At 54.4% G+C, this 24,172-nt stretch carries 18 protein-coding genes; 6 read left to right on the top strand and 12 right to left on the bottom strand.

All coding sequences use genetic code 11. The features are described 5' to 3' along the window. Positions 1–21 precede the first annotated feature (21 nt). From prmC to hemA, 3 genes are read right to left on the bottom strand one after another with little or no spacing between them, the layout of a single operon-like run. Entirely contained in the window at positions 22–876 is an 855-nt protein-coding gene (prmC, locus tag ACMV8I_RS04500; protein ID WP_498863992.1) for a peptide chain release factor N(5)-glutamine methyltransferase, read from the bottom strand. Beyond that, positions 876–1,973 (bottom strand): peptide chain release factor 1, encoded by a 1,098-nt coding sequence (prfA, locus tag ACMV8I_RS04495; RefSeq protein ID WP_498863991.1) that lies wholly within the window; start codon positions 1,971–1,973, stop codon positions 876–878. The genes prmC and prfA overlap by 1 nt, the downstream gene beginning before the upstream one ends. Positions 1,974–2,004: 31 nt before the next feature. Further along, positions 2,005–3,267: a glutamyl-tRNA reductase gene (gene hemA, locus ACMV8I_RS04490; RefSeq protein ID WP_498863990.1), complete on the bottom strand. Its 1,263-nt coding sequence runs from the start codon at positions 3,265–3,267 to the stop codon at positions 2,005–2,007. A 1,406-nt stretch (positions 3,268–4,673) separates the two neighbouring features. On the opposite strand from hemA, the gene lolB reads away from it, so the two are divergent. The 3 genes from lolB (at position 4,674) to prs (ending at position 7,297) form a co-directional block, all read left to right on the top strand. Next, entirely contained in the window at positions 4,674–5,297 is a 624-nt protein-coding gene (lolB, locus tag ACMV8I_RS04485) for a lipoprotein insertase outer membrane protein LolB (RefSeq protein WP_498863989.1), read from the top strand. Position 5,298: 1 nt separating this feature from the next. Further along, positions 5,299–6,159 (top strand): 4-(cytidine 5'-diphospho)-2-C-methyl-D-erythritol kinase, encoded by an 861-nt coding sequence (gene ispE, locus ACMV8I_RS04480; protein WP_498863988.1) that lies wholly within the window; start codon positions 5,299–5,301, stop codon positions 6,157–6,159. Between the two features lie 190 nt (positions 6,160–6,349). After that, positions 6,350–7,297 (top strand): ribose-phosphate diphosphokinase, encoded by a 948-nt coding sequence (prs, locus tag ACMV8I_RS04475; RefSeq protein WP_104921955.1) that lies wholly within the window; start codon positions 6,350–6,352, stop codon positions 7,295–7,297. A gap of 140 nt (positions 7,298–7,437) precedes the next feature. On the opposite strand, the gene ychH is transcribed toward prs, so the two are convergent. Beyond that, the gene (gene ychH, locus ACMV8I_RS04470; RefSeq protein ID WP_498863987.1) at positions 7,438–7,710 is read right to left on the bottom strand and encodes a stress-induced protein YchH; all 273 of its coding nucleotides are present in this window, start codon (positions 7,708–7,710) and stop codon (positions 7,438–7,440) included. Positions 7,711–8,001: 291 nt separating this feature from the next. Between ychH and pth the strand changes: the two genes are divergently transcribed. Further along, entirely contained in the window at positions 8,002–8,592 is a 591-nt protein-coding gene (gene pth / locus ACMV8I_RS04465) for an aminoacyl-tRNA hydrolase (RefSeq protein WP_498863986.1), read from the top strand. Between the two features lie 54 nt (positions 8,593–8,646). Here the strand turns inward: pth and ACMV8I_RS04460 are convergent, their stop codons facing one another. Continuing rightward, positions 8,647–10,128, bottom strand: a complete 1,482-nt coding sequence (locus tag ACMV8I_RS04460; RefSeq protein WP_498863985.1) for a SulP family inorganic anion transporter — start codon at positions 10,126–10,128, stop codon at positions 8,647–8,649. A 232-nt stretch (positions 10,129–10,360) separates the two neighbouring features. Here ACMV8I_RS04460 and ychF point away from each other — a divergent pair, with 232 nt between their 5' ends. Continuing rightward, the gene (gene ychF / locus ACMV8I_RS04455; RefSeq protein WP_498863984.1) at positions 10,361–11,452 is read left to right on the top strand and encodes a redox-regulated ATPase YchF; all 1,092 of its coding nucleotides are present in this window, start codon (positions 10,361–10,363) and stop codon (positions 11,450–11,452) included. Positions 11,453–11,583: 131 nt separating this feature from the next. Here the strand turns inward: ychF and ACMV8I_RS04450 are convergent, their stop codons facing one another. Continuing rightward, the gene (locus ACMV8I_RS04450) at positions 11,584–12,225 is read right to left on the bottom strand and encodes an NADPH-dependent F420 reductase (RefSeq protein WP_498863983.1); all 642 of its coding nucleotides are present in this window, start codon (positions 12,223–12,225) and stop codon (positions 11,584–11,586) included. A gap of 105 nt (positions 12,226–12,330) precedes the next feature. Between ACMV8I_RS04450 and ACMV8I_RS04445 the strand changes: the two genes are divergently transcribed. Then, positions 12,331–13,251: a LysR family transcriptional regulator gene (locus ACMV8I_RS04445; protein WP_498863982.1), complete on the top strand. Its 921-nt coding sequence runs from the start codon at positions 12,331–12,333 to the stop codon at positions 13,249–13,251. Positions 13,252–13,268: 17 nt separating this feature from the next. On the opposite strand, the gene cobA is transcribed toward ACMV8I_RS04445, so the two are convergent. Genes cobA through ACMV8I_RS04415 form a run of 6 tightly spaced genes read right to left on the bottom strand, consistent with a single transcriptional unit; the run spans position 13,269 to position 24,082 of the window. After that, positions 13,269–14,153 carry a uroporphyrinogen-III C-methyltransferase gene (gene cobA / locus ACMV8I_RS04440; RefSeq protein WP_498863981.1) on the bottom strand — a complete coding sequence of 295 codons (885 nt, stop codon included), beginning with the start codon at positions 14,151–14,153 and terminating at the stop codon, positions 13,269–13,271. Between the two features lie 16 nt (positions 14,154–14,169). After that, a complete protein-coding gene (locus ACMV8I_RS04435; protein ID WP_498863980.1) occupies positions 14,170–16,830 on the bottom strand; it encodes a nitrate reductase in 2,661 nt (886 codons plus the stop codon). Further along, complete coding sequence (gene nirB, locus ACMV8I_RS04430; RefSeq protein WP_498863979.1) at positions 16,827–21,068, bottom strand: nitrite reductase large subunit NirB; 4,242 nt, start codon at positions 21,066–21,068, stop codon at positions 16,827–16,829. Before nirB ends, ACMV8I_RS04435 begins: the two co-directional genes overlap by 4 nt. Positions 21,069–21,090: 22 nt before the next feature. Next, positions 21,091–21,888, bottom strand: coding sequence for an ABC transporter ATP-binding protein (locus ACMV8I_RS04425; protein ID WP_498863978.1), 798 nt, complete (start codon positions 21,886–21,888; stop codon positions 21,091–21,093). A gap of 9 nt (positions 21,889–21,897) precedes the next feature. Further along, positions 21,898–22,806 carry a nitrate ABC transporter permease gene (gene ntrB, locus ACMV8I_RS04420; RefSeq protein WP_498863977.1) on the bottom strand — a complete coding sequence of 303 codons (909 nt, stop codon included), beginning with the start codon at positions 22,804–22,806 and terminating at the stop codon, positions 21,898–21,900. A 13-nt stretch (positions 22,807–22,819) separates the two neighbouring features. Next, a complete protein-coding gene (locus ACMV8I_RS04415) occupies positions 22,820–24,082 on the bottom strand; it encodes a CmpA/NrtA family ABC transporter substrate-binding protein (protein WP_498863976.1) in 1,263 nt (420 codons plus the stop codon). Between the last annotated feature and the right edge of the window lie 90 nt (positions 24,083–24,172).

Genomic DNA, 24,172 nt, shown 5'->3' with positions numbered 1-24,172 from the left:
GCTGCCTGGCCGGTCACTGCTTTATTCTTTAACGCGTGAATCAGTGTTCCACTGCCCCAGACTGACCCGATCGTTGCCGCCATAATCTTTTACAGTGCTAACGTCACGGTAACCCGTCTGACGGAATAATGTCTGCACCTCCACAGCCTGCTGCCAGCCATGTTCAAGCAACAACCAGCCGCCTTCTTCAAGATACGCGCTTGCCGACTGAATAATATGCGCCAGATCGGCAAGACCGGCATTTTCGGCCACTAACGCACTGGTCGGTTCAAAACGTACATCACCTGCAGATAAATGCGGGTCGGCGGCATCAATATAAGGAGGATTACTGGCGATCAGCGCAAAACGCTGTTGGGGAACGGGCGTAAACCAGCTGCCCTGTAGGAAACAGGCATTGGCAATCCCCAGTTTCTGCGCATTATACTGCGCCAGTTTGACTGCGTCGGGATGCAGATCGATACCGATGATTTGACAATCCGGCCGCTCGCTGGCGATGGCCAGCGCAATAGCGCCCGTTCCTGTACCCAGGTCTAGAATATTTACCGCTGCTGTTTGAGAAAGGCGCAACAAAGCCTGCTCAACCAAGCATTCAGTATCTGGACGGGGGATTAACGTCGCGGGGGAAACGCTCAGGGGCAGCGACCAGAATTCGCGTTCACCCACAAGATACGCCACAGGCTCACCCTGTTCGCGCCGCGCCAGCAGGGTTCCAAGCTGTTCTGTTTGGCTGGCCGTCAGCTGAGTTTCGCCGAAAGCCATAATAAAAGTACGTGCTTTGCCGGTAACAAAACCCAGCAAAATTTCCGCATCCCGCTTGGGGCTTTCGCCCGCAGCCAAACGTCGGGTGGCATCAGCGAGCCAGCTCTGGAAATCCATTACTCCTGCTCGGACAGCGCTGCGAGCTGGTCAGCCTGATATTCCTGCACAATCGGTTGGATCAACATATCCAGCTTACCTTCCATCACCTCATCCAGACGGTAAATCGTCAGGTTGATGCGATGGTCGGTCACACGCCCCTGCGGGAAGTTGTAAGTACGATTACGATCCGAACGGTCACCCGTTCCCAGCAAGTTACGACGAGTAGATGCCTCTACTTCATGGCGTTTCGCCATCTCTGCGGCGCGAATACGCGCACCAAGTACCGACATCGCTTTGGCTTTGTTTTTGTGCTGCGAACGTTCATCCTGGCACTCCACCACAATACCGGTAGGCAAGTGGGTAATACGAATCGCGGAGTCGGTGGTGTTGACGTGCTGACCACCTGCCCCTGATGAACGGAAGGTGTCGATTTTCAAGTCACCGGCGTTGATCTCCGGCATTTCGGCTTCCGGCACTTCCGGCATCACCGCTACGGTGCAAGCGGAAGTATGGATGCGTCCCTGAGACTCGGTTTCAGGGACACGCTGAACGCGGTGCCCGCCTGACTCAAACTTGAATTGACCATAAACACCATCGCCCGAGACTTTAGCAATCACCTCTTTATAACCACCATGCTCACCTTCATTAGCGCTGACAATCTCGACTCGCCAGCGGCGCGCTTCGGCGTAACGACTGTACATGCGGAACAGGTCACCAGCGAAAATAGCGGCCTCATCACCGCCGGTACCGGCACGTATCTCCAGGAAACAGCCACGCTCATCATCAGGATCTTTCGGTAACAGCAGTAACTGAAGCTGCTGCTCCAGCTCTTCCAGTTTGGCTTTACTGCTTTTGATCTCGTCCTGCGCCATTTCGCGCATTTCTTTATCAGTAAAAGTCGGGTCGTCGAGCATCTCTTCGGCGGCCGCTAAATCTTCCTGTGCCTGACGCCAGGCCAAAAAACACGCTGAAACATCGGTCAGCTGTGCGTATTCACGGGAGAGATTACGGAATCTGTCCTGCTCGGCAATGACGGAGGCATCGCCGAGCATCGCCTGTACTTCTTCATGGCGTTCTTGTAACACTTCCAGTTTGGCAAGAATAGAAGGCTTCATGCGTGGTGTTTAACCCTGTGAGAAAAGAGAACTATTGCTGATCCAGCCCGAGGCTGTCGCGTAAAATTTGCAAGCGTTCGACATCACCATCGCTGGCGGCCTGTTGCAAAGAGCGGGTGGGAGCGTGAATGAGACGGTTAGTTAATTTGTGCGCTAATTCGTGGATAACTGCGGTGACATCTGCGCCTTGTGCAATCGCCGCCAGCGCTTTGGCTTCGGCTTCGGCACGGACGAGATCGGCGCGGGAGCGGTAATCTCGAATAATCTCCACCGCGCCCTGCGAACGCAACCATGCCATGAAATTAGAGCTTTCCTGCTCAACAATAGATTCCGCCTGAATTGCTGCGGCCTTACGCTGAGCCAGATTGTTTTGAATAATGCTGTGCAGGTCATCAACGCTATAAAGGTAAACGTTAGCGAGTTTGCCCGCTTCCGGTTCAATATCGCGCGGAACAGCGATATCCACCATCAGCATCGGCTGATTGCGACGGATTTTGAGCGCCCTTTCCACCATGCCTTTGCCGATGATCGGCAACGGACTGGCAGTGGAACTGATAATAATATCCGCTTCAGCCAGGCGAGAATCGATATCCTGCAGGGTGATGACTTCAGCGCCGACTTCATCCGCCAGGAACTGCGCACGCTCGCGGGTACGATTGGCAATCATCATATGGCGAACTTTATGTTCATGCAGATGACGTGCCACCAGCTCGATGGTTTCACCAGCACCAACCAGCAATACTGTGACGTCAGACAGGGATTCAAAGATCTGGCGCGCCAGCGTACAAGCCGCGAAAGCCACAGATACGGCGCTGGCGCCGATATCGGTTTCAGTGCGCACACGTTTGGCGACGGAGAAGGATTTCTGGAATAAGCGCTCAAGTTCTCCGGAAACGGCATGCCCGTGCTGAGACTCAGCAAAGGCTTTTTTTACCTGACCTAAAATTTGCGGCTCGCCGAGCACCAGCGAATCAAGGCCACTCGCTACGCGCATCAGATGACTGACGGCGGCGTTATCCTGATGCCAGTAAAGGCTTTTATTGACTTCATCAACGCTGAGGTGGTGATAATCACACAGCCAGGTAACCAGCTGTTCCTGAAGATTTCCCTGTTGCTCTACACTGAGATATATCTCTGTTCGGTTACAGGTAGACAACACAACACCGCCCTGCACCAGCGGTTGCTGGAGCAGGCTCGAGAGCGCCTTTTCAATGGTTTCGGGCGAAAAACTTACCCGTTCACGCAATGAAATCGGTGCGGTTTTATGATTGATACCTAATGCAAGCAAGGTCATAGGGAAGCGATTATCGAATAATACCTATGTTGGTATGGATTTACGTATTGAGGCGCATTCTACAAGATGCGCGGGATCAATTAAAGCTAAGCAGCATTATCCGTTAAAGATGATCACGTATTTTAGCACCATCCCCACCAAAGCTCCTCTGCAAGCTTCCTCACGCCTGATTTCTGCGATCGCCAACCCGCATTATTTTTCTCGTTACTCATCTGCATTCAGCTCGATTTTGCTCCAAAATGCCTCACGCATTTTTAAGACGTCGATACCCTCCCACCAATCTAAAGTCGTTTAAGGCTTAATATTCTCCGCCTCTGGTTAACCTTTTTCGGTGTTGTTCGGGATAATTCCGGTGCCCGGCCTGATGAACTACACTCATAATCAGCACAATATATTAATGACTGGCCATCATCTGGCATCTCCTTCGGATATATCGCACTATTGTATTGCAATTCCCCAAGTATATTATTTTCTATCAACAAGATATCTGGTTGGCTCAAAAACCCACCTGTTGAATGCCTGAAGTGTCGCGCGCGCTTTGGGCTTCTTGCTCATGGTTTGACACATCCCAAAGCCCATGATAATTTTTAACACTAGCTCAACAACTCTATGATTGTTATCATGCATACTATGTGATTCTTCAATACTGGACACAAGATGTCGCCCACCGGCAAATATAGAAAAACCGTACGATCAAATAACGTGCTGCACCGGTTTGCCCTATCATACGGGCCGGGACTCTTTATCATGACCATTTTATTGGCAACCTGCCTGAGCATAATACTCCAGCACAGAGATTCGGCAAATAACACCTTGGATACCGGACAATGCCTTATCGCTAAGGGAGTATCAGGTGTATTCCAAGAGATTGAGCACATGTTTCGCGTGGCCTATCGCTTTATTTTCAAAGCATGTGAATAGAGACAGTGCGGAAATTTAAAGGATAATTAATCCAAGAGAGTATTTAATCAATTCGAGTCGATTCATAAATAAACTCATCATCACTCCCAGATACACCACGTAATACATTGCTAACAACACGGCAACAAGCAGAGCTATTTTATCCTGCTGCTTCAGTTTATTACTCAAAATTACTGTCCATTTTAAAATCAGTCAAACATAGTTAATGCTACAGTTGTCTCCACAACCTAACAGCCCAGCAACACCAGAACGCAAAGAACACGGGGGTAGAAAATGCGGCTAAAAGAATTAGGTCTACGCAAACAGCCAGTGAACATTTGATCTCCTCCCTGAAAGCTCATGGCACGATAAAGGGGATGATCAACGCTTAGGTGGCTTTCTTATTTATAGAACCACAGGAAAATGCTTATTTTTTTGAAAACGCGCGCCGCGCCAGTGTGTTAAACTGACGTCTGATTTCTCAGCATCCAAGGACTTAATCCGTTATGCCAATGCGCAAAGCCAACCTACTTCGCCTTCTTCCTCTTGCCAGCCTGGTACTTGCCGCCTGTTCCTTCAATACTCCAAAAGGCCCGGCAACCAGCCCGACTTCGCCGCAGTGGCGTGAGCACGAAGCGCAGGTTAAAAAGCTGGAGCATTATCAGACTCGCGGTTCTTTTGCCTATATTTCGGATAAACAGAAAGTCTATGCCCGCTTTTTCTGGCAGCAATACTCCCCGGACAGCTATCGTTTACTGCTGACCAATCCACTTGGCAGCACTGAGATGGAGCTCAAAGTACAAAGCGGCATCGCTCAGATAACTAACAATCAGGGCAAGAAATACACCAGCGACAATCCTGATGAGATGATCCGGAAACTGACCGGCATGTCGATTCCGCTGGCTAATCTGCGTTTGTGGATGCTCGGTCTGCCGGGCGATGAGAGCGACTTCACCCTCGACAGCCAGTATCGCTTGTCGCAAGTTAACTACAGCCAGCATGGCCTGAAAGGCAAAGTGGTATATCAGAGCTACAGCGATGATGTTAAACCTTCGTTGCCCGATCGCCTGGAACTCACTCAGGATGAGCAGCGCATTAAATTGAAAATGGACAGCTGGACCTTAAACTGAGATGACGCAATTGTGGCCTTCACCGGCTAAACTAAATTTATTCCTCTATATCACCGGGCAACGCGCTAACGGTTACCACGAACTGCAAACTTTGTTTCAGTTTGTCGACTTCGGCGACAGCCTCGGTTTTACAACGCGCACCGACGGCCAGATTGTACTCACCACGCCGGTCGACGGCGTGGCTGACGACGATAACTTGGTGGTGCGCGCTGCACGTTTGTTACAGAAAAGCAGCCAGACGACCCAAGGCGTGAACATTGCACTGACTAAGCGGATCCCGATGGGTGGCGGCCTTGGTGGCGGTTCATCCAATGCTGCAACCGTACTGATTGCGCTCAACACGCTGTGGAGTTGCGGTTTGCGCGATGAGCAGTTGGCGGTATTAGGCCTGTCACTGGGTGCCGATGTGCCAGTCTTTGTGATGGGACATTCGGCTTTTGCTGAAGGTATTGGCGAGGTCCTGCTTCCTGTCGAACCACAGGAAAAATGGTATCTGGTTGCTCACCCCGGAATTCATATTCCCACTCCGGCCATTTTTGGTGATCCTGAACTCATTCGAAATACCCCAAAACGTCCGATTAATGTGCTTTTAAGCACAGCCTGGACAAATGATTGCCAACCGATTGCGAGAAAACGATTTTGCGAGGTTGAACAGCTTGTTTCTTGGCTGTTAGAATACGCGCCGTCACGTATGACTGGTACGGGTGCTTGTGTGTTTGCTGAATTCAACTCAGAGCATGAAGCCCGTGAGGTTTTGCGTCAGGTTCCTGCGTGGGTTTCGGGTTTTGTGGCAAAAGGCGTTAACGTCTCTCCCCTTCACTCTTATCGCGCAGTACTGTTGAGGGACGCGGGCAAAGCGTAGAACCATCACAGTCCCGTTATCTGTGTCTGTTCTTTGCCAGCCTCTCAGTGGGCAACAGAGTTATTTTTTGCTTTAACGTTTTGATGTACCGTAGTATTTTTTCTCGTAAGCATAATGCTGTGGCACCGCTCACCGCCCGGTGGTGTCATAAGCCGATGTCTTCCCTGGACGCAAGCCTGAGGTTCTTCTCGTGCCTGATATGAAGCTTTTTGCTGGTAACGCCACCCCGGAACTAGCACAACGTATTGCCAACCGTTTATACACCAGCCTTGGTGACGCCGCCGTCAGTCGTTTTAGTGACGGTGAAGTAAGTGTGCAAATCAACGAAAATGTACGTGGTGGGGATATTTTCATTATCCAATCCACCTGCGCGCCTACTAACGATAACCTGATGGAACTGGTCGTAATGGTTGATGCCTTACGCCGCGCTTCCGCCGGCCGTATTACTGCCGTCATTCCTTATTTCGGTTATGCACGTCAGGATCGCCGGGTACGTTCAGCCCGTGTGCCAATCACTGCTAAAGTCGTTGCAGACTTCCTTTCCAGCGTGGGGGTTGACCGCGTTCTTACCGTAGATTTACACGCCGAGCAGATTCAGGGCTTCTTTGACGTTCCGGTTGATAACGTGTTTGGCAGCCCAATCCTGCTGGAAGACATGTTGCAACAAAATCTGGAAAACCCGATCGTAGTTTCCCCAGATATTGGCGGTGTTGTCCGCGCCCGCGCCGTTGCCAAACTGCTTAATGACACCGACATGGCTATCATTGATAAACGCCGCCCACGCGCAAACGTTTCTCAGGTGATGCATATTATTGGTGATGTAGCAGGACGAGACTGTGTTCTGGTTGATGATATGATCGATACCGGTGGTACGCTCTGTAAAGCGGCTGAAGCACTGAAAGAACGCGGTGCGAAGCGTGTATTCGCTTACGCGACTCACCCGATCTTCTCTGGCAACGCGGTGGAAAATATTAGAAACTCTGTCATCGATGAAGTCATTGTTTGCGATACCATTCCGCTGTCAGCTGAAATTCGCGCGCTGAAAAAAGTGCGTACTCTGACACTTTCAGGCATGCTGGCTGAAGCAATTCGTCGCATCAGCAATGAAGAATCTATCTCTGCCATGTTCGAACATTAATCACTCGCCCTTCACGTTGCTGAAGGGCTGATTGAAATATCGAATAAAAGAAAACCCCGTTATGGCTTTCGCGATAACGGGGTTTTCTTTTATTCAAAATCTAGAATCAAAATCGGCAACCAAAACTTACTGACAACTCATTATGGATGACGATGGTTTTTACGACAGCGAGGATCGTAGTGACGCACCCAGAAATAACGGTCAGCAACGCGCTCGCGCCCGCCGATTCTGGCACCTGCCAGCCAAAGTATCGCGCCAAGAAAAATACTGGCTACCGCGCCATGGGCCAGAAGCTGCGGTAAACCCAGATTAGGTAATAAGTTAAGGATGGAGTATCCCACTCCGACGACCATAGTGACCAAGCCAAGCCCCATCAGTAAATTGCCTAATGTTGCTGCGGTTTTACGTTTCATATGTTACCTCCTGTAATACATCTATAAAACAGCCATGCTTATCTGTTTTTGCTTATTAAAGTGTAGTTGGCAACCCTATTTAACTTTGCGGTAGCGATCACAGTCATGAAACATCGAATGACAAATCTTTACGCTTTTCTGCTATTTACCTTCGAATGATGAATAATACGTCATAGATATTATTAACCCTCAAAAGTAATAAACGTTAATTCCCTCCGTGGGTTTGGCACAGCTGTGTTGCGCAGGTAAACTAGCGATCTGAACGTCACCTCATGAAGAAGCGAAACCAACGTGAGCAGTATTAAATTAATTGTGGGTCTGGCCAATCCTGGCACGGAGTACGCCCAAACACGACATAACGCCGGTGCCTGGTATGTGGACCTTCTCGCCCGGCAACACAATCAGCAGTTAAAAGAAGAGAGTAAATTTTACGGCTATACTGCGCGCCTGTCGCTGGCGGGGCAAGACGTTCGCCTGCTGGTACCGACGACTTTCATGAATCTCAGCGGTAAAGCGGTGCTGGCGATGAGTAACTTTTATCGCATCGAGCCGGATGAAATTCTGGTTGCCCACGACGAACTGGATATTCCGCCCGGCGTAGCAAAAATCAAACTCGGTGGCGGCAACGGCGGCCATAATGGCCTGAAAGATATTCAGAGCAAACTGGGAAATAACCCGAACTTTTACCGCCTTCGAATTGGCATTGGCCATCCGGGCGATAAAAACAAAGTGGTGGGATTTGTGCTCGGCAAACCTCCGGCTAGCGAGCAGAAACTGATTGATGATGCGATTGACGAGTCCCTGCGTTGCACCGAGATGCTAATGAAAGAAGGTCTGGAAAAGACAGTTCAGCGCCTGCACAGCTTCAGGGCGCAGCTATAATCCGGCGTTAAAAAGGGGTTCACACTGTGAACCCCGTTCTATTCTCCCCTAAAATCAGAGCGTATCTTCTGCCACGTAGTATTCAGGATCATCCAGTTCGTGGCTGCAAAATGGCCCGGCTTTCTTCAACAAACTCACGCAGTCGCTGCTTAAATGGCGCAGTCGGATAGCTTTCCCTGCCTCCAGATAGCGTGCGGTCAATTTGTCAATTGCCTCAACCCCACTTGAATCCATCACTCGCGTACCCGCAAAATCCAGCACCACGTTCTGCGGGTCATTCTGTGGGTTAAACAATTCGGCAAAAGCGGCAGAAGAGCCAAAGAACAACGGGCCGTCGAGCTTATACACCGTCAGTTCGCCCTGCGTTTTATGTTCGCGGATCCGGATACGCGCCTGTTGCCAGGCAAAGACCAACGCCGAGATAATCACGCCGCTGATCACCGCCACCGCCAGATCGGTAAAGATAGTGATCACGGTGACGATCACCATCACTAATGCATCAGCTTTTGGCATACGCCGTAAACGGCGCAGTGAACTCCACTCAAACGTGTTGTAGCACACCACCAGCATGATCCCCGCCAGCGCCGCTACCGGCAGCAGGCCGATATAACCAGACAGGCTAACCACAAATAGGATCAGCAGAATGGCACCCACAATGCCGGAGATACGCCCACGCCCGCCGGAACTGAAGTTGATGATCGACTGCCCAATCATTGCACATCCGGCGAAACAGCCGAACAGGCCGCAAAGAGTATTGCCGGCGCCCTGCGCAATACTTTCACGGTTCCCGTTGCCTTTATGCCCCCCCATCTCATCAAGCACCGTCATGGTTAACAGCGATTCGATCAGGCCGACTAAAGCGATCACTACCGCATACGGCAACACGACTTTGATCATCTCAAGATTGAACGGTACAACCGGCAGGTTGAAGTGCGGCAAGGCACCGGAGATGTCTGCCAGATCACCCACCCGCAGCGTCTGCAGATTAAAACCAATCGCCACTGCCGATACCGCAATCAACGCTGCCAGTGAGGCCGGAATAACGTTGGTCAGTTTGGGGAATACCAACACCACCAACACTGCCAGCAGCACCAGCCCGTACATCAGCAGCCCCTGCCCGGCTATCATATGTAACTGTGCCAGCATGATCACAATCGCCAGCCCGTTAACAAAACCGTGGATCGCCGGGAGCGGAACCAAACGAATGAATTTACCCAACCGGAACACGCCAATCAGTATCTGGATCACACCGGCAAAAATCGTCGCCCACAACACGTACCCCATGCCGTGCTGCGCCGCGAGGCTCATCAGCACCACGACGATAGAACCCGCTGCACCTGAAACCATGCCCGGCTTACCGCCAAATAATGCGGTCACCAACCCGATGATAAACGCCGTATGCAGCCCGACAATCGGTGACAAACCGGCCACCAGCGAGAACCCGACGGCTTCCGGGATCATAGATACCGCCACCACAAATCCTGCCAGCGTTTCATTCTTCACTTCCGATATTTTCAAATCACGCAGGCTAAACATAGGTATCCAATTTATTTCCAGTCAGTTAAATAATTGCGACAAGTATCTAAAAATGGACGGAGTGAGGCAAGGAGTGATTGTTCCTCAAGTATCTGAGACCTTGACCAGCCTGAAGGACGACGGGTATTCGAGAAAAAGTGCTATTGCGTGTATAATGCGGCCTATTGTGGTCATTACATCGTGCAATTAACATTAATTGCTTGATTATTAAGATATTTAAGGTGAGAGCGACATGGGATTCAAATGCGGTATCGTGGGTCTGCCGAACGTCGGTAAATCAACTCTGTTCAATGCGCTGACTAAAGCGGGTATCGAAGCAGCTAACTTCCCGTTCTGTACCATCGAACCTAACACCGGCGTAGTGCCAATGCCTGATTCACGGCTCGACCAGTTGGCCGAAATCGTAAAACCTCAGCGTATTCTGCCCACTACCATGGAATTCGTCGACATTGCAGGTCTGGTAAAAGGCGCATCTAAAGGTGAAGGCCTGGGCAACCAGTTCCTGACCAACATCCGTGAAACCGAAGCCATAGGCCACGTGGTGCGCTGTTTCGACAACGACAACATCATCCACGTAAATAACCGAGTTGATCCGGCTGACGACATCGATGTTATCAACACCGAACTGGCCCTGTCAGATCTCGATACGTGTGAACGCGCTATGCACCGCGTGCAGAAGCGTGCCAAAGGCGGCGACAAAGACGCCAAAGCCGAACTGGCGGCGCTGGAAAAATGTCTGCCACAGCTTTCAGACGCCGGTATGCTGCGTGCGCTGGACCTGACCGATGAAGACAAAGCGGCCATCCGCTATCTGAGCTTCCTGACGCTCAAACCAACCATGTACATCGCTAACGTCAACGAAGACGGTTATGAAAATAACCCCTACCTCGACATCGTACGTAAAATTGCCCTGGCTGAAGGCTCCGTTGTGGTTGCCGTATGTGCCGCGGTTGAATCTGACATCGCTGAACTCGAAGATGCCGATCGTGCAGAGTTCATGGCTGAAATGGGCCTGGAAGAGCCGGGCCTGAACCGCGTGATCCGCGCCGGTTACGACCTGCTGAACCTGCAAACTTACTTCACCGCTGGCGTGAAAGAAGTGCGTGCATGGACTATCCCTGTAGGTGCAACCGCCCCGCAGGCAGCCGGTAAAATTCATACCGACTTCGAAAAAGGCTTTATCCGTGCCCAAACCATCGCTTTCGACGACTTCATCAATTACAAAGGTGAACAAGGCGCGAAAGAAGCTGGAAAAATGCGCTCAGAAGGCAAAGATTACATTGTTAAAGACGGCGACGTGATGAACTTCCTGTTTAACGTCTAAATATAATATGTTGTCTCATGAGGTTGCACTAAACCTTTAGAAGATCAACAAACCTAATAAAATCCACGCACTTGCGTGGATTTTTAAATAACGCTCTGTTTGTCTTCGTTAATCAATAATGAACCCTGTTTCTACAACACCGGCTCAGGCCGACGTGCCTCTGCGAGGGCAGTTTTCAGCTCACTCGCGGTCATCCGTACACAATAGGAAGGCATTCCGCGCTGGAAACGCCAGCCTTCAGAAAGTACGCCGGCGTCTACCACGTCAAAACCAAACGTATCGTAAAGCACTGCGACGACTTTTTTAGTATCGGCGTCTTCTCCGGCAAGAGGCAGTGCGCGGCGCGCAGAGTCTCCGGCAGGCAGGCCGTCATTTTCAAGATCGGTCATCTGTATCGCATTGAAGGCCTTTGTGATGTTCGCTTCGGGAAGGAAGTGGGCAAGATATTCACTGGTAGTGGTAACCTGCTGATCAAGCTCTGCCACCTGCCCATCGCGCTCGGGGTAATAGTTAACGGCATCTATTACCCGTTTTCCTGAGAGTTCTGTGTGCGGTAATTGTCCCAGCGCGGTCAGTGGCACCGCGATCACCACAATCTCACCAAAGATGGCAGCCTCAGTGGCGGTGCCGATTTCACAACCAATCATCGGCTTCAGGCTAAACAGCGTCTGTGGCCCCCGGGAATTGCTGAGCATGACCTGATGTCCTGCCTTGATCGCCAGCTTCGCTATCGCACGTCCTACAAAACCTGCTCCGATAATGCCTATTTTCATGATTCTCACCTTTCATTTATCTGTCAGAAGGTTAAGAATAATTCGACACTCAGCATTGATAAATCCTCATTATCAGCATAGACAAACAACAAACAGGAGCGAATCTTGGACCGGCTTACCAGCATGAATGTTTTCGTCAGGGCCGCCGAGCTGGGATCATTCGCAGCGGCGGCGAACGCATTACGCATTTCGCCACAGATGGTGGCAAAACATATCGCCCGGCTTGAAGCGCGTTTGGGCACCGCACTTCTGAGCCGGACAACCCGTCGTCAGCATCTGACGGATATTGGCCGCAGCTACTATGAACGCTGCAAGATCGTACTTGCCGAAGCAGAGGCCGCAGATGCTATCGCGCTCGACATGAAAGCTACGCCGTCTGGCATCATCCGCGTCAACGCCCCCGTGACGTTTGGTGCCTCGATGCTGGCTCCTTTTATTACGCAATATCTGGATAAGTATCCTGGCACTCAGGTTGAACTCACGTTGAACGATCGCCTCGTCGATCCGGTCGAGGAAGGCTATGAAGTTATCCTGCGTATTGGTGAGCTCAATGACAGCCAAATGATCGCGTATCCCCTGCGACCTTACCGGCTGATCGCCTGTGCATCCCCCGGTTATCTTGCACAAAATGGCATGCCGAAAACGCCTGCCGAGCTGCTTCATCACGCCTGCCTCGTGTATGGCATTTGGTCACCTCAGGCACCTTGCCGTTGGCTATTCCGTAAAGAGGGGAAAGACGAAGAAATCCAGCCCGAAGGCCGTTTTCGTTCCAACGACTGGCGAGCTCTTCTGCAAGCTGCGGTCAGAGGATATGGCGTCACACTGGGGCCGGAGGACGTACTGAATGAGGAAATCAACGCCGGGCGGCTGGTGCAAGTGTTACCTGATTACGAAGGGCCTTCACGGCCCATGCATATACTCACACCAGCAGGATTGCGACAAACCGTCAAAATCAGCAGTTTTATCAAAGCGGTTAAAGAGACTTTTAGCGCTCAAAATAATAATGCGGCGGTCAGATACCCGTGAACATGAATTTGTTGATGTCAGGCACTGAATGTGCACAGTTCTTTAGAAACGGGCATTGCTTCGGGCAATCCCTTTGCTGCAGAGATTTCCTCCGCAAGCTGCGGGGACCTATACATCCCCACCACCTCTCCGACAATCAACAGCGCGGGTGTCGCAACCCGATTCACCGCAACACTCTCCGCCAGTGCGTCCAGCGTGCCGGTGATCACCCGCTGTTCGGGCTGAGTCCCGCGCTCAACGATCGCCACCGGCGTTGAGGCTGACAGCCCGTGCGCGATAAGCTGTTGGCTGATATTGCCGCTGTTGGCGATCCCCATATAAAACACCAGCGTCTGACTCGCCATCGTGAGCGTTGCCCAGTCGATATCCGCTTCGCCCCGCGCGCAGTGTCCGGTGACAAAACGCACCGACTGCGCAAAATCGCGGTGCGTCAGCGGAATGCCGCTGGCAGCGGCGCAGCCCATCGCCGCCGTAATGCCCGGCACGATGTGGCACGGAACGTTATGCTGCTGGCAGTGCACCATCTCTTCACCGCCGCGACCAAAGACAAAGGGATCACCACCCTTTAAGCGCACAACCCGGTGACCGGCCTGCGCCAGATCCACCAGGAGCTGATTGATTTCGGCCTGTCCGAGCGTGTGATCACGCGTCGATTTACCGACGTCGATGCGCAGCGCACCGGTTGGGATCAGTGTCATGATCGGTTCCGACACCAGGCGGTCGAACACCACAACATCTGCCTGCTGGATAACCCGCAACGCTTTTAGCGTCAGCAGTTCGACATCCCCCGGCCCGGCACCGACCAGCCAGACTTCGCCACGACACACAGGCTGACGTCGGTTCGACAGCGCAAAGATCCCATTAATCTGCTGCACCTGTAATACGTTTTCGAGGATGTTCATTGGTTGTCTCCCACCGTCAGCGTCGAGCGCTGACCGGCAATAGCTTTTTGAGTTCAGGAATGCATGAGCCGCAGTTGGTACCGCACTTTAGTTTTTCGCCGAGCTGTTGCACGCTATGACACCCTTGTCGTACCGCGTCGGCGATGGCCATTTCGCCCACGGCAAAACAGCTGCAAATCATCGCGCCTGTTGGCGCTTTGCCACTTCCTGCGACGCCTGCCAGCAATGCCAGGCGCTGCTGTGCTGTGCGCGGTGGCAGTATGAAAGCCGCCACTACTGTCTGCCGATCAGGCACTGGCCGTTTACGGTGCGCATAAAACGCCAACTGCAATTCGCCGTCTGACCACGCCAGCAGATTGAAGCCATCATCGCCCAGACGAGCAGACTGGCAAACCCAACGGTCAGTGCCAAACTGCACGTTGATCCACGCCATCCAGTCTTCCGGCTGCGAGGAGTCGGCCAGCTGGTAGTGCATCACGCCCGGTTGGGTGATCAGGCTCCAGTACGCCGTGACGGGCGGTGTTATCGGTTGGTCGTCGATAGCAACCGGTTCACGACGGATAAAAAGTTCGGCCTGCCACGCGGCTTTCCAGCGGTGCAGGCTAACCGGCATATGCTTACTTTCCGGCTGGCCCGAAAGCGGATCGGTGTGCGCTTCAATCAGCGCATTCACCCTGGCCTGCTGGCTGAACTGGCTATTCCAGTGCATCGGGACAAAAACGCTGCCGCGTGGTTGCATGCTGTCGGCCTGAGCGCGCAGCAATAACCAGCCGTGCGATGAGGCGACGCGCACCAGATCGCCGGACTGGATGTGTGGCGCGTCGTCAGGATGAAACTGGCAAAACGGCTCGCTGATGTGTTGCATCAGGCGCGCCGATTTACCTGTGCGCGTCATCGTATGCCACTGGTCGCGTACTCTGCCGGTGTTCATCACCAGCGGATAAGCCGGCGTCGGTTGGTTCACCGGCAAACGCGGCGTGATGGCGATCAACCGCGCTTTGCCATCGGGGTGAAAGAATTTGTGGTCGGTGAACAGCCGCGCAGTACCCTGTGGATTGGCAGCGTTTACCGGCCACTGCACCGGCTGCATGTCATCCCATTGCAGGTTGGTCAGCTGTTCCAGCCCGCTGATATCAAATGCCCGCGAGCCGTGATTCTCAAAGCCCGAAAGCGCCGCGTGTTCGCGGAAAATTTCCGCCGGATGCTGATACGCAAATGCTTCAATGAAGCCTAAACGTCGGGCCACCTGACAGAGGATCCACCAGTCCGGTTTGGCTTCTCCCGGCGCAGGCAAAAAGGCGCGCTGGCGCGAAATGCAGCGCTCGGAGTTAGTGACGGTGCCATTTTTCTCGCCCCAACCGAGTGCAGGCAGGCAAATATGCGCGACACGCGTGGTGTCGGTATCGCGCATGATGTCGGAGACCACCACCAATGAACATCTTGCCAGCCCGGCGCGCACGCGATCGGCATCCGGCAGTGACACCAAGGGATTGGTGCCCATGATCCACACCGCTTTTATCTGGCCTTCTTCGATAGCGCGGAACAGATCCACCGCATTCAGCCCGGCAGATTGTGTGACGCCGTCACTTCCCCAGAAACGCCTGACGCGGTCGATCTCCTGCGGCGTGAATCCCATATGCGACGCCAGTTGATTCGCCAGCCCGCCGACTTCCCGTCCGCCCATCGCGTTCGGTTGTCCGGTGATCGAAAACGGCCCGCAGCCTGCGCGGCCCATCTTGCCGGTCGCCAGATGTAAATTAATGATGGCATTGCACTTATCGACGCCAGAACTGGACTGATTGATGCCCATCGAATACAGCGTCACCAGCTTATCGCTGCCGGCAATCATCTGATAAAACGCCACCAGCTGCGCCGGCGCCAGGCCGCAGAAATCGACGGTTTTGGCCAGCGTCCACTCCTGCGCCGCCCGCAGGGTTTCTGCCGCGCCCTGCGTGTGGTGTTGCAGAAAATCCATATCCAGTTGGCCGCTTTCCGCCATCGCGTTCAGCGCACCACAAAACAGCGCGGCATCGCTGCCCGGACGCAACGGTAGATGTAAATCGGCAAGGTCGCAGGTGGCGGTGTGACGCGGATCGATAACAATAATGCGCATCTCTGGCCGGTCTTTTTTCGCCTGAGCCAGCCGCTGATACACCACCGGATGGGCCCAGGCAGTGTTCGAACCGGTGAGGATCACGCAGTCGGCCAGCTCCAGATCCTGATAATTACACGGCACTGCATCGGCACCGAACGCACGCTTGTAGCCGACCACCGCCGACGCCATGCACAGCCGCGAGTTGGTATCCATATTGCCCGCGCCGATAAAGCCTTTAATCAGCTTGTTGGCAACGTAATAGTCTTCCGTCAGCAACTGGCCTGAGCCGTAGAATGCCACGGCCTGCGGGCCATATTCACGGATCACCGCCTTCAATCCAACGGCTACGGCGTCTAACGCCTGCGGCCAACTGACCGGCTGGCGGTTAATTTCCGGCCTTAAAAGACGGCCATGCAAATCCAGCGTTTCGCCCAGTGCGCTGCCTTTGACGCACAGACGCCCGAAGTTAGCCGGGTGTGAACCATCGCCGCTGGCGGTATAACCTTCCGCCTGCGGCTGCATGTTCACGCCGCAACCGACGCCGCAATAAGCGCAGGTGGTTGAAGTCACGGCTTTATTCATAGGCTGACCGTCTCGATGATATCTACCGTTTGCACGGCTGGCATCACCGGCTGTTCCTGCACCCAGACGCGCCCGCCGTCCACTTTCACTGGCCAGACGCTCAGCGTGCTTTGCGCATCATCCACGCTGCGGCCATCCAGCAGACGGAAACGCTGTTTGTACAGCGGTGAGATCACCACCGGCTCGCCCTTCACGTCGCCCACCAGCCCGCGCGCCAGCACGTTGGCGTCGCTGTCCGGCTCGTGGTTGCTGAGAGCAAACACCTGCTGCGGATGATCCGGCAAATAGAACAACGCGATCTGCCGGTTTGCCAGCCGCGCCGCCATACCGGCATTTTCCGGTATGGCACTCAACTCGCACAGATCCACCCAACCTTGTACCGCCATCACCGGTTGATTCACTACCACTGGCGGCAGCGCGGCGCGTTCTTTGGTGGTCGCCGGTCGCACCTGCTGACGCTCCTGCACCATCACCACCGCTTCGTCCGGCTGGTCGCTGTTGACGAAAGGTCTGAACAGCGCCAGACGATCGGGATCGGCCAGCGTGGTCTGCCATTCGCACTGATAAGTACCGACCACGGCGTTCATCTCGCTTTCCAGCTCAGCGCCGATATGCAAGCTGTCTTCCAGCACCACCTGACGCAGATAGTTCATGCCACCTTCGAGATTGTCCATCCAGGTGCTGGTGCGTTGCAGACGGTCGGCGGTGCGAATGTAAAACATCAGGAAACGGTCAACGGTACGGATCAGGTCTTCCGTGCTGATGTCCTGCACCAGTAAATCGGCATGACGCGGCTTCATGCCACCGTTGCCGCACACATACAGGTTCCAGCCCTTATCAGTGGCAATCACGCCGACGTCTTTGCTTTGCGCTTCGGCACATTCGCGGGTACAGCCGGAGACCGCCATTTTGATTTTGTGCGGTGAGCGCAGCCCCTTGTAGCGGCTCTCCAGTTGCAGCGCCAGCGCGGTGGAGTCCTGTACGCCGTAGCGACACCAGTTCGAACCGACGCAGGATTTCACCGTGCGCAACGATTTGCCGTAGGCGTGGCCGGTTTCGAAACCGGCATCGACCAGTTGCTGCCAGATCTCCGGCAACTGTTCCAGCCGCGCGCCGAACAGATCGACACGCTGCCCACCGGTGATTTTGGTGTAGAGGTTATAGCGTTTGGCGACCAGACCGATGGCAATCAGTCCGTCCGGCGTGATTTCCCCGGCCGGCACGCGCGGCACCACCGAGTAAGTCCCGTCTTTCTGGATGTTGGCGAAGTAGCGGTCGTTGGTGTCCTGCAACGGCAGATGCTGCGGTTTGAGCAGGTAATCGTTCCAGCACGATGCCAGAATCGAACCCACCAGCGGCTTACAGATTTCACAGCCGTGACCGTGACCATGTTTCAACACCAGCTCATCGAAGCTGCGGATATTCCCCATGCGGACGAGGTGATAAATCTCCTGCCGTGAATAGGCAAAATGCTCGCAGACGTCTTTCTTTACTTCGACGCCCATTTCAGTCAGCGCGTACTCCATCACCTGTTTGGTCAGCGCCGCGCAGCCGCCGCAGCCGGTCGCCGCTTTGGTACAGAACTTTATCGCGGCCATGTCACCGCATCCACCTTTTACCGCGTCGCAGATATCGGCTTTGCTGACGTTATGGCAGGAGCAAATTTGTGCACCGTCAGGCAGCGCAGCAACGCCGAGACTGTGCGGCGCTGCGCCGGCGCGGGCCGGTAAAATCAGTCCTTCAGGGTTGGCTGGCAGCGGCATGTCGTTGAGCATCATCTGCAACAGCGTGCTGTATTCGTTGCTGTCGCCTACCAGTACCGCACCAAGCAGGCGTTTACTGTCCTGTGATACCACAATTTTTTTATACACTTGTGCCGGACCATCTACCCAACTGTAGCTCTGACTGCCCGGGGTGCGGCCATGTGCATCACCGATGGACGCCACGTCGACACCCAGCAGCTTGAGTTTAGTGCTCATGTCAGCACCTTTGAAGGCAACATCGCTGCCGCACAGCGTATCCGCCAGCGTACGCGCCATTTGATAACCGGGCGCCACCAGCCCAAAGATCTGACCGTTCCACAACGCACATTCGCCGATGGCGAAAATGGCCGGATCGGAGGTCCGGCACTGGTCGTTAATGACAATGCCACCGCGCGGCCCCACTTCCAGCCCGCACTCTCTGGCCAGTTGATCGCGTGGACGGATGCCGGCGGAGAACAGCACCAGATCGGTATCCAGATGGCTGCCGTCAGCGAACTCCATGCGGTAACTACAAGTTTCGCCCGTAACAATGCCGCGCGTTTCTTTGCCGGTGTGCACCTGCACACCCAGCGCTTCAATCTTATGGCGTAACATTGCGGCCCCGCCGTCATCAAGCTGAACGCCCATCAGCCGGGGGGCGAACTCAATGACATGCGTTTGCAGCCCGAGGTGCTTCAGCGCGTTGGCGGCTTCCAGCCCCAGCAAGCCGCCGCCGACCACCACGCCGATTTTGCCCTTTTCGGCACAGGCCTGAATGGCCGCCAGATCCTCCAGGGTGCGATAGACCAGACAACCTGGTGCATCGTTGCCAGGGATCGGTGGCACAAACGGATAGGAACCGGTCGCCAACACCAGTAAATCGTAGGCAGTCTGTCGCCCCTGACGGTCAATCACACAATGACGTTGGTTATCGACGTGTTCAATGCTGTGCCCGAGACGCAGTTCAATGCCGCTCGATGCAAAGAAATCCTCTTCCACCATCGACAGCGATTCGGCGCTGCGGCCGGAGAAAAATTCGGACAGGTGAACGCGGTCATAAGCCGGTGATTTTTCTTCGGCAAACACAATCACCTGATATTGCAAATGCAGTTCACGTTCGACCAGTTGTTGCAGAAAATGGTGGCCTACCATGCCGTGTCCGGCCATCACTAATACAGGTTTAGACATCGCATTGCTCCTCGCTACCTCTTGGGGTAACGGTTCTGTTGGGGGTTTGATGTCCATCGCATACGTTTCACCGGGATGGGTTTCATCAGGATTGAAAACGCTCAGTTGCGCCTGCTGAATAGAGGGGCTGCAAAGGCGTGCGAAATAGCCCGGACCGTCGCTGATATCGCCCCACAACAGCACGCCTTTTAACTGGTTATTGCGCAGTAAAAGGCGACGGTAATGGCCGTCGATTGGGTCAAACGCGCTGTGGATTTGTGCTTCATGGGCGACGTGAAGATCGCGGGTGCAGAACAGTTCACCGGCACAAAACAAGTCAATGCCGGTGACTTTTAACCGCAGCGGCACGTTCTGTACGCTGAAAGGCGGTGTTTCCACGCCCGCCAGCCGGGCCGCCAGTATTTCGGCCTGCTGCCAGCACGGTGCCACCAGGCCAAACGTCAGTTCACCTAACTGACAACATTCGCCGATGGCAGAAATATGCGGATCGGAGGTTTGCAGTTGGCCGCTGACCAGAATGCCGCGCGCGCATTCCAGCCCGGCGGCCTGTGCCAGCACGATATTCGGCCGGACACCGGCGGTAACCACCACGCGATGTGCGGGGATTTCGCGCCCATCGATCAGTTTCACTGCCTGAACGCCGCCCGTGGTGTCCTGTGACGTGCCCCGTAAATAAGCGACCGTTTCCGCCAGCAAGACCGTTTCGATTCCGCGCGCCGACAGGCTAATGCGCAGCAGTTCAGCGGCGTGTTCATCAAGCTGCTGGTCCATCAAATGCGCTCCACGGTGCAAAATGCTAACCTGCATGCCGCGCAGCGCCAGCGCGGCGGCAGCTTCCACACCTAACACGCCGCCACCGATCACCACCGCCGGTTGCCCTGCGTAATGCCCGCGCAAAATATTTTCGACGTCGCGCTGATTGCGAAAACCATGAATGCCCTGCAACTCCGCCCCCGGCAGACGCGGGATAAAAGGCCGGGAACCGGTCGCTATCGCCAGATGGTCGTAATGCAGTGTCTGTGCGCCGGCCCTGACGGTGCGGGCTTCACGGTTGATTTCCGTGACCGATACATCCGAGATAAAAGTGACGTTGTGACGTCCGTACCACTGCACATCGTGCGTTACGATGTCATCAAAGCCTTTCTCGCCCGACAACACCGGCGTGAGCATAATGCGGTTGTAAGCGGTCTGCGCTTCGTCGCCAATAATCAGGATGCGATAACGCGCCGGTGCCAGCTCGCACAGTTTTTCAACCAGCCGCACACCGGCCATTCCGTTACCAATCACCACCAGAGTGGGTTTATCCATTGCGCTCACCTCGCCCGCGAATTCAGGCCACGGCCTGATGTTTTTCATACAGGAATTGCAGCACCTGCTGACGGTACTGGTGGAACAACGGATCGTTGGCCAGCGCCAAACGTGAGCGCGGGCGCTCCAGCGCGACCTGCAACACTTCACCAACTTTCGCCGCCGGGCCGTTGGTCATCATCATTACGCGGTCGGAAAGCAGCACTGCTTCATCAACATCGTGGGTGATCAGCAAAATGGTGGTTTTCAGGCGCGACTGAATCTCCATCACTGCATCTTGCAAATGGGCGCGGGTTAAGGCGTCGAGTGCACCGAAGGGTTCGTCCATCAGCAGCACTTTCGGCTTCATGGCCAACGCACGGGCAATCCCCACGCGCTGTTTCATGCCGCCGGAGATCTCACCGGGCCGTTTTTCCATCGCATGACGCATATGCACCAGCTCGAGGTTGTGTTCGATCCACTCGCGCATCTCGCTTTTACTCATCTGGCCTTTAAACACCTGATGCACCGCCAGCGCGACGTTGTCGTAGGTGGTCAGCCACGGCAACAGCGAATGGTTCTGAAACACTACGCCACGCTCAGGACCGGGGCCGTTGATTTCCTGGTTATCACAGAGCAACACGCCACCGGTCGGGCGGCTCAGCCCGGCGATCAGGTTCAGCAAGGTGGATTTCCCGCAGCCGGAATGGCCGATCAGGCTGACGGTTTCGCCTTTGGCGATATCAAAACTGACGTTGTCGAGCGCCAGAAATGGGCCTTTGGCGGTCGGAAAACTCTGCGTCACGTTCTCTACGCGGATAATGGCTTTATCATTTTTCATATCTGGCTCCTAACGGTTGTCGTAGCTAAAACGGCGGGCAATGCCCATCAGGCCCAGTTCCAGCAACATGCCCACCACGCCAATCAGCAGGATTGCGATGATGATGTTTTCCACGTTCAGGTTGTTCCATTCGTTCCAGATCCAAAAACCGATACCCACGCCGCCGGTCAGCATTTCTGCCGCCACAATCACCAGCCAGGCGATGCCAATCGACAAGCGGACGCCGGTCAGGATGTACGGCAGCACGGCCGGAAACAGAATTTTTCGCATGACGGTAAATTCACTGAGTTTCAGCACTCGCGCGACGTTGAGGTAATCCTGTGGAATGCGAATCACACCTTCCGCCGTGTTAAGGATCATCGGCCAGATAGAGCAGATGAAGATGGTCCACGCCGACGCCGGCTCTGCGCGCTGGAACAGCAGCAGGCCAATCGGCAGCCAGGCCAACGGGCTGACCGGGCGCAGCAATGAGATGATCGGGTTGAGCATATTGGCGACAAAGCGGAAGCGGCCAATCAGAAATCCGGTCGGGATGCCGACCAACGCCGCCAGTCCGAAGCCTGTCGCCACGCGTTTCAGCGATGCCAGTACGTTCCAGCCGATACCCATATCGTTAGGACCGGCGATGTAAAACGGATCGGCAAAAATGACTTTCGCCGCTTCCCAGGTTTTCAGCGGCGTCGGAAACCCTTTACTGCTGAGGGCGGCAATCTGCCAGAGGGCAATCAGCACCATCGCGCCCAGAATGCCCGGAACGACTTTTTGCATCATGCGGCGCCCAATGGCGCGCAGCTTAGGGTCGGACGGTGATTTCGCCACGACCGGCGAGGTGACGGCGACAGGTTTAAGCGGCAGGATCTCAGCACTTTCCGGCTCAGCGCCCAGCGCAACAACATGAGTTTTGGCGTTAACAGACATTATTCGGCCTCACTTAGCGTTTCATGGCAAAACTGTTGGCATATACAGCAGGGTTGCTGCCATCCCAGACTTTTCCATCAAACAACGTGCTGCTGCGCATGTCGCTGGATGGCAGAGTGATCCCGCCCACCGCCGTGGCCGCCTGCTTGTAAACGTCGATGCGGTTGATCTTTTTAGCGACCGCCAGATAGTCAGGATCGGCATCAAGCAGCCCCCAACGTTTGTGCTGGGTCAGGAACCACATGCCGTCGGAGAGATACGGGTAGCTGACCGCGCCATCGTTGAAAAAGCGCATGCTGTGGGCGTCTTTCCACTTTTTGCCCAAGCCATTTTCATAGTCGCCGAGCATCCGCCCCTGAATGGTCTCTGCGGAGGTATTGATGTAGGCACGCGCCGCCACAACCTGGGCGGTTTCGATGCGGTTGGCATCGGAGGTGTCAATCCAGCGGGAGGCATCCAACACGGCGGCGGTGAGTGCCCGGGCAGCGTTGGGGTTAGCAGCGACCCAAGAGGATGTCGTGCCGAGCACTTTTTCAGGATGATCCGGCCAGATTTCCTGCGTAGTGGCGACGGTAAAACCGATGTCATCAAGAATGGCGCGCTGGTTCCAGGGTTCGCCGACGCAAAAACCGCTCATGTTGCCGATTTTCATGTTCACCACCATCTGTGGTGGTGGAACCACCACGTTGCGCACATCGTTAAACGGATGAATTCCGGCGTTGGCCAGCCAGTAATACAACCACATGGCGTGAGTGCCGGTGGGGAATGTCTGCGCAAAGGTGTATGTCCCTTTTGCGCTGGCATCGACCATTTTTTTCAGCGACGCGGCATCGGTGACGCCCGCCTGTTTTAATTGATTTGATAAGGTGATGGCCTGCCCGTTGTTGTTGAGCGTCATCAGCATCGCCATGTCATGCTGTGGCCCCGAAACGCCGAGCTGCAATCCGTACACCAGGCCGTACAGCACGTGCGCAGCGTCGAGTTCACCGGACACCAGTTTGTCGCGCACCGACGCCCAACTGGACTCTTTGCTGGGAATGATCTTGATGCCGTACTTCTCATCAAACTTTTTCACCGCCGCCATCACCACCGAGGCGCAGTCCGTTAATGGAATGAAGCCCACGCGGATTTCTTTCTTCTCCGGCGCATCAGAACCGGCCGCCCAGACGCTGTTCATAAAGCCGGGCATCACCATGCTGCCGCCCAGTGCCGCACTGCCGGCAATAAAGCGGCGGCGGGAAAATTGCCCCAGAGGTTTGTTATCGTCTTGCTTCATTGCGGCTTCCTGTACGTGAAAAATGAGCAAAAAAAAGCGTCCAGTTAGCGCTCAGTTTCCTGAACGCTAACGGACGCCTTTATCCGTAAC

It is taken from the genome of Ewingella sp. S1.OA.A_B6 (assembly GCF_049889095.1).
GTDB lineage: Bacteria > Pseudomonadota > Gammaproteobacteria > Enterobacterales > Enterobacteriaceae > Ewingella.
The sequence above is the reverse complement of the archived record's forward strand: the minus strand, read 5'-3'. Positions and strand labels throughout refer to the sequence as shown.

Excerpts from the sequence above, each read along its gene's own strand:
- nirB (WP_498863979.1), bottom strand. The coding sequence starts at position 21,068 with ATGGATAAACCCACTCTGGTGGTGATTGGTAACGGAATGGCCGGTGTG.
- ACMV8I_RS04415 (WP_498863976.1), bottom strand. The coding sequence starts at position 24,082 with ATGAAGCAAGACGATAACAAACCTCTGGGGCAATTTTCCCGCCGCCGC.
- ACMV8I_RS04425 (WP_498863978.1), bottom strand. The coding sequence starts at position 21,888 with ATGAAAAATGATAAAGCCATTATCCGCGTAGAGAACGTGACGCAGAGT.
- hemA (WP_498863990.1), bottom strand. The coding sequence starts at position 3,267 with ATGACCTTGCTTGCATTAGGTATCAATCATAAAACCGCACCGATTTCA.
- ntrB (WP_498863977.1), bottom strand. The coding sequence starts at position 22,806 with ATGTCTGTTAACGCCAAAACTCATGTTGTTGCGCTGGGCGCTGAGCCG.
- lolB (WP_498863989.1), top strand. The coding sequence starts at position 4,674 with ATGCCAATGCGCAAAGCCAACCTACTTCGCCTTCTTCCTCTTGCCAGC.
- ychH (WP_498863987.1), bottom strand. The coding sequence starts at position 7,710 with ATGAAACGTAAAACCGCAGCAACATTAGGCAATTTACTGATGGGGCTT.
- ispE (WP_498863988.1), top strand. The coding sequence starts at position 5,299 with ATGACGCAATTGTGGCCTTCACCGGCTAAACTAAATTTATTCCTCTAT.
- ychF (WP_498863984.1), top strand. The coding sequence starts at position 10,361 with ATGGGATTCAAATGCGGTATCGTGGGTCTGCCGAACGTCGGTAAATCA.
- prmC (WP_498863992.1), bottom strand. The coding sequence starts at position 876 with ATGGATTTCCAGAGCTGGCTCGCTGATGCCACCCGACGTTTGGCTGCG.
- cobA (WP_498863981.1), bottom strand. The coding sequence starts at position 14,153 with ATGAACATCCTCGAAAACGTATTACAGGTGCAGCAGATTAATGGGATC.
- prfA (WP_498863991.1), bottom strand. The coding sequence starts at position 1,973 with ATGAAGCCTTCTATTCTTGCCAAACTGGAAGTGTTACAAGAACGCCAT.
- ACMV8I_RS04460 (WP_498863985.1), bottom strand. The coding sequence starts at position 10,128 with ATGTTTAGCCTGCGTGATTTGAAAATATCGGAAGTGAAGAATGAAACG.
- ACMV8I_RS04450 (WP_498863983.1), bottom strand. The coding sequence starts at position 12,225 with ATGAAAATAGGCATTATCGGAGCAGGTTTTGTAGGACGTGCGATAGCG.
- ACMV8I_RS04435 (WP_498863980.1), bottom strand. The coding sequence starts at position 16,830 with ATGAATAAAGCCGTGACTTCAACCACCTGCGCTTATTGCGGCGTCGGT.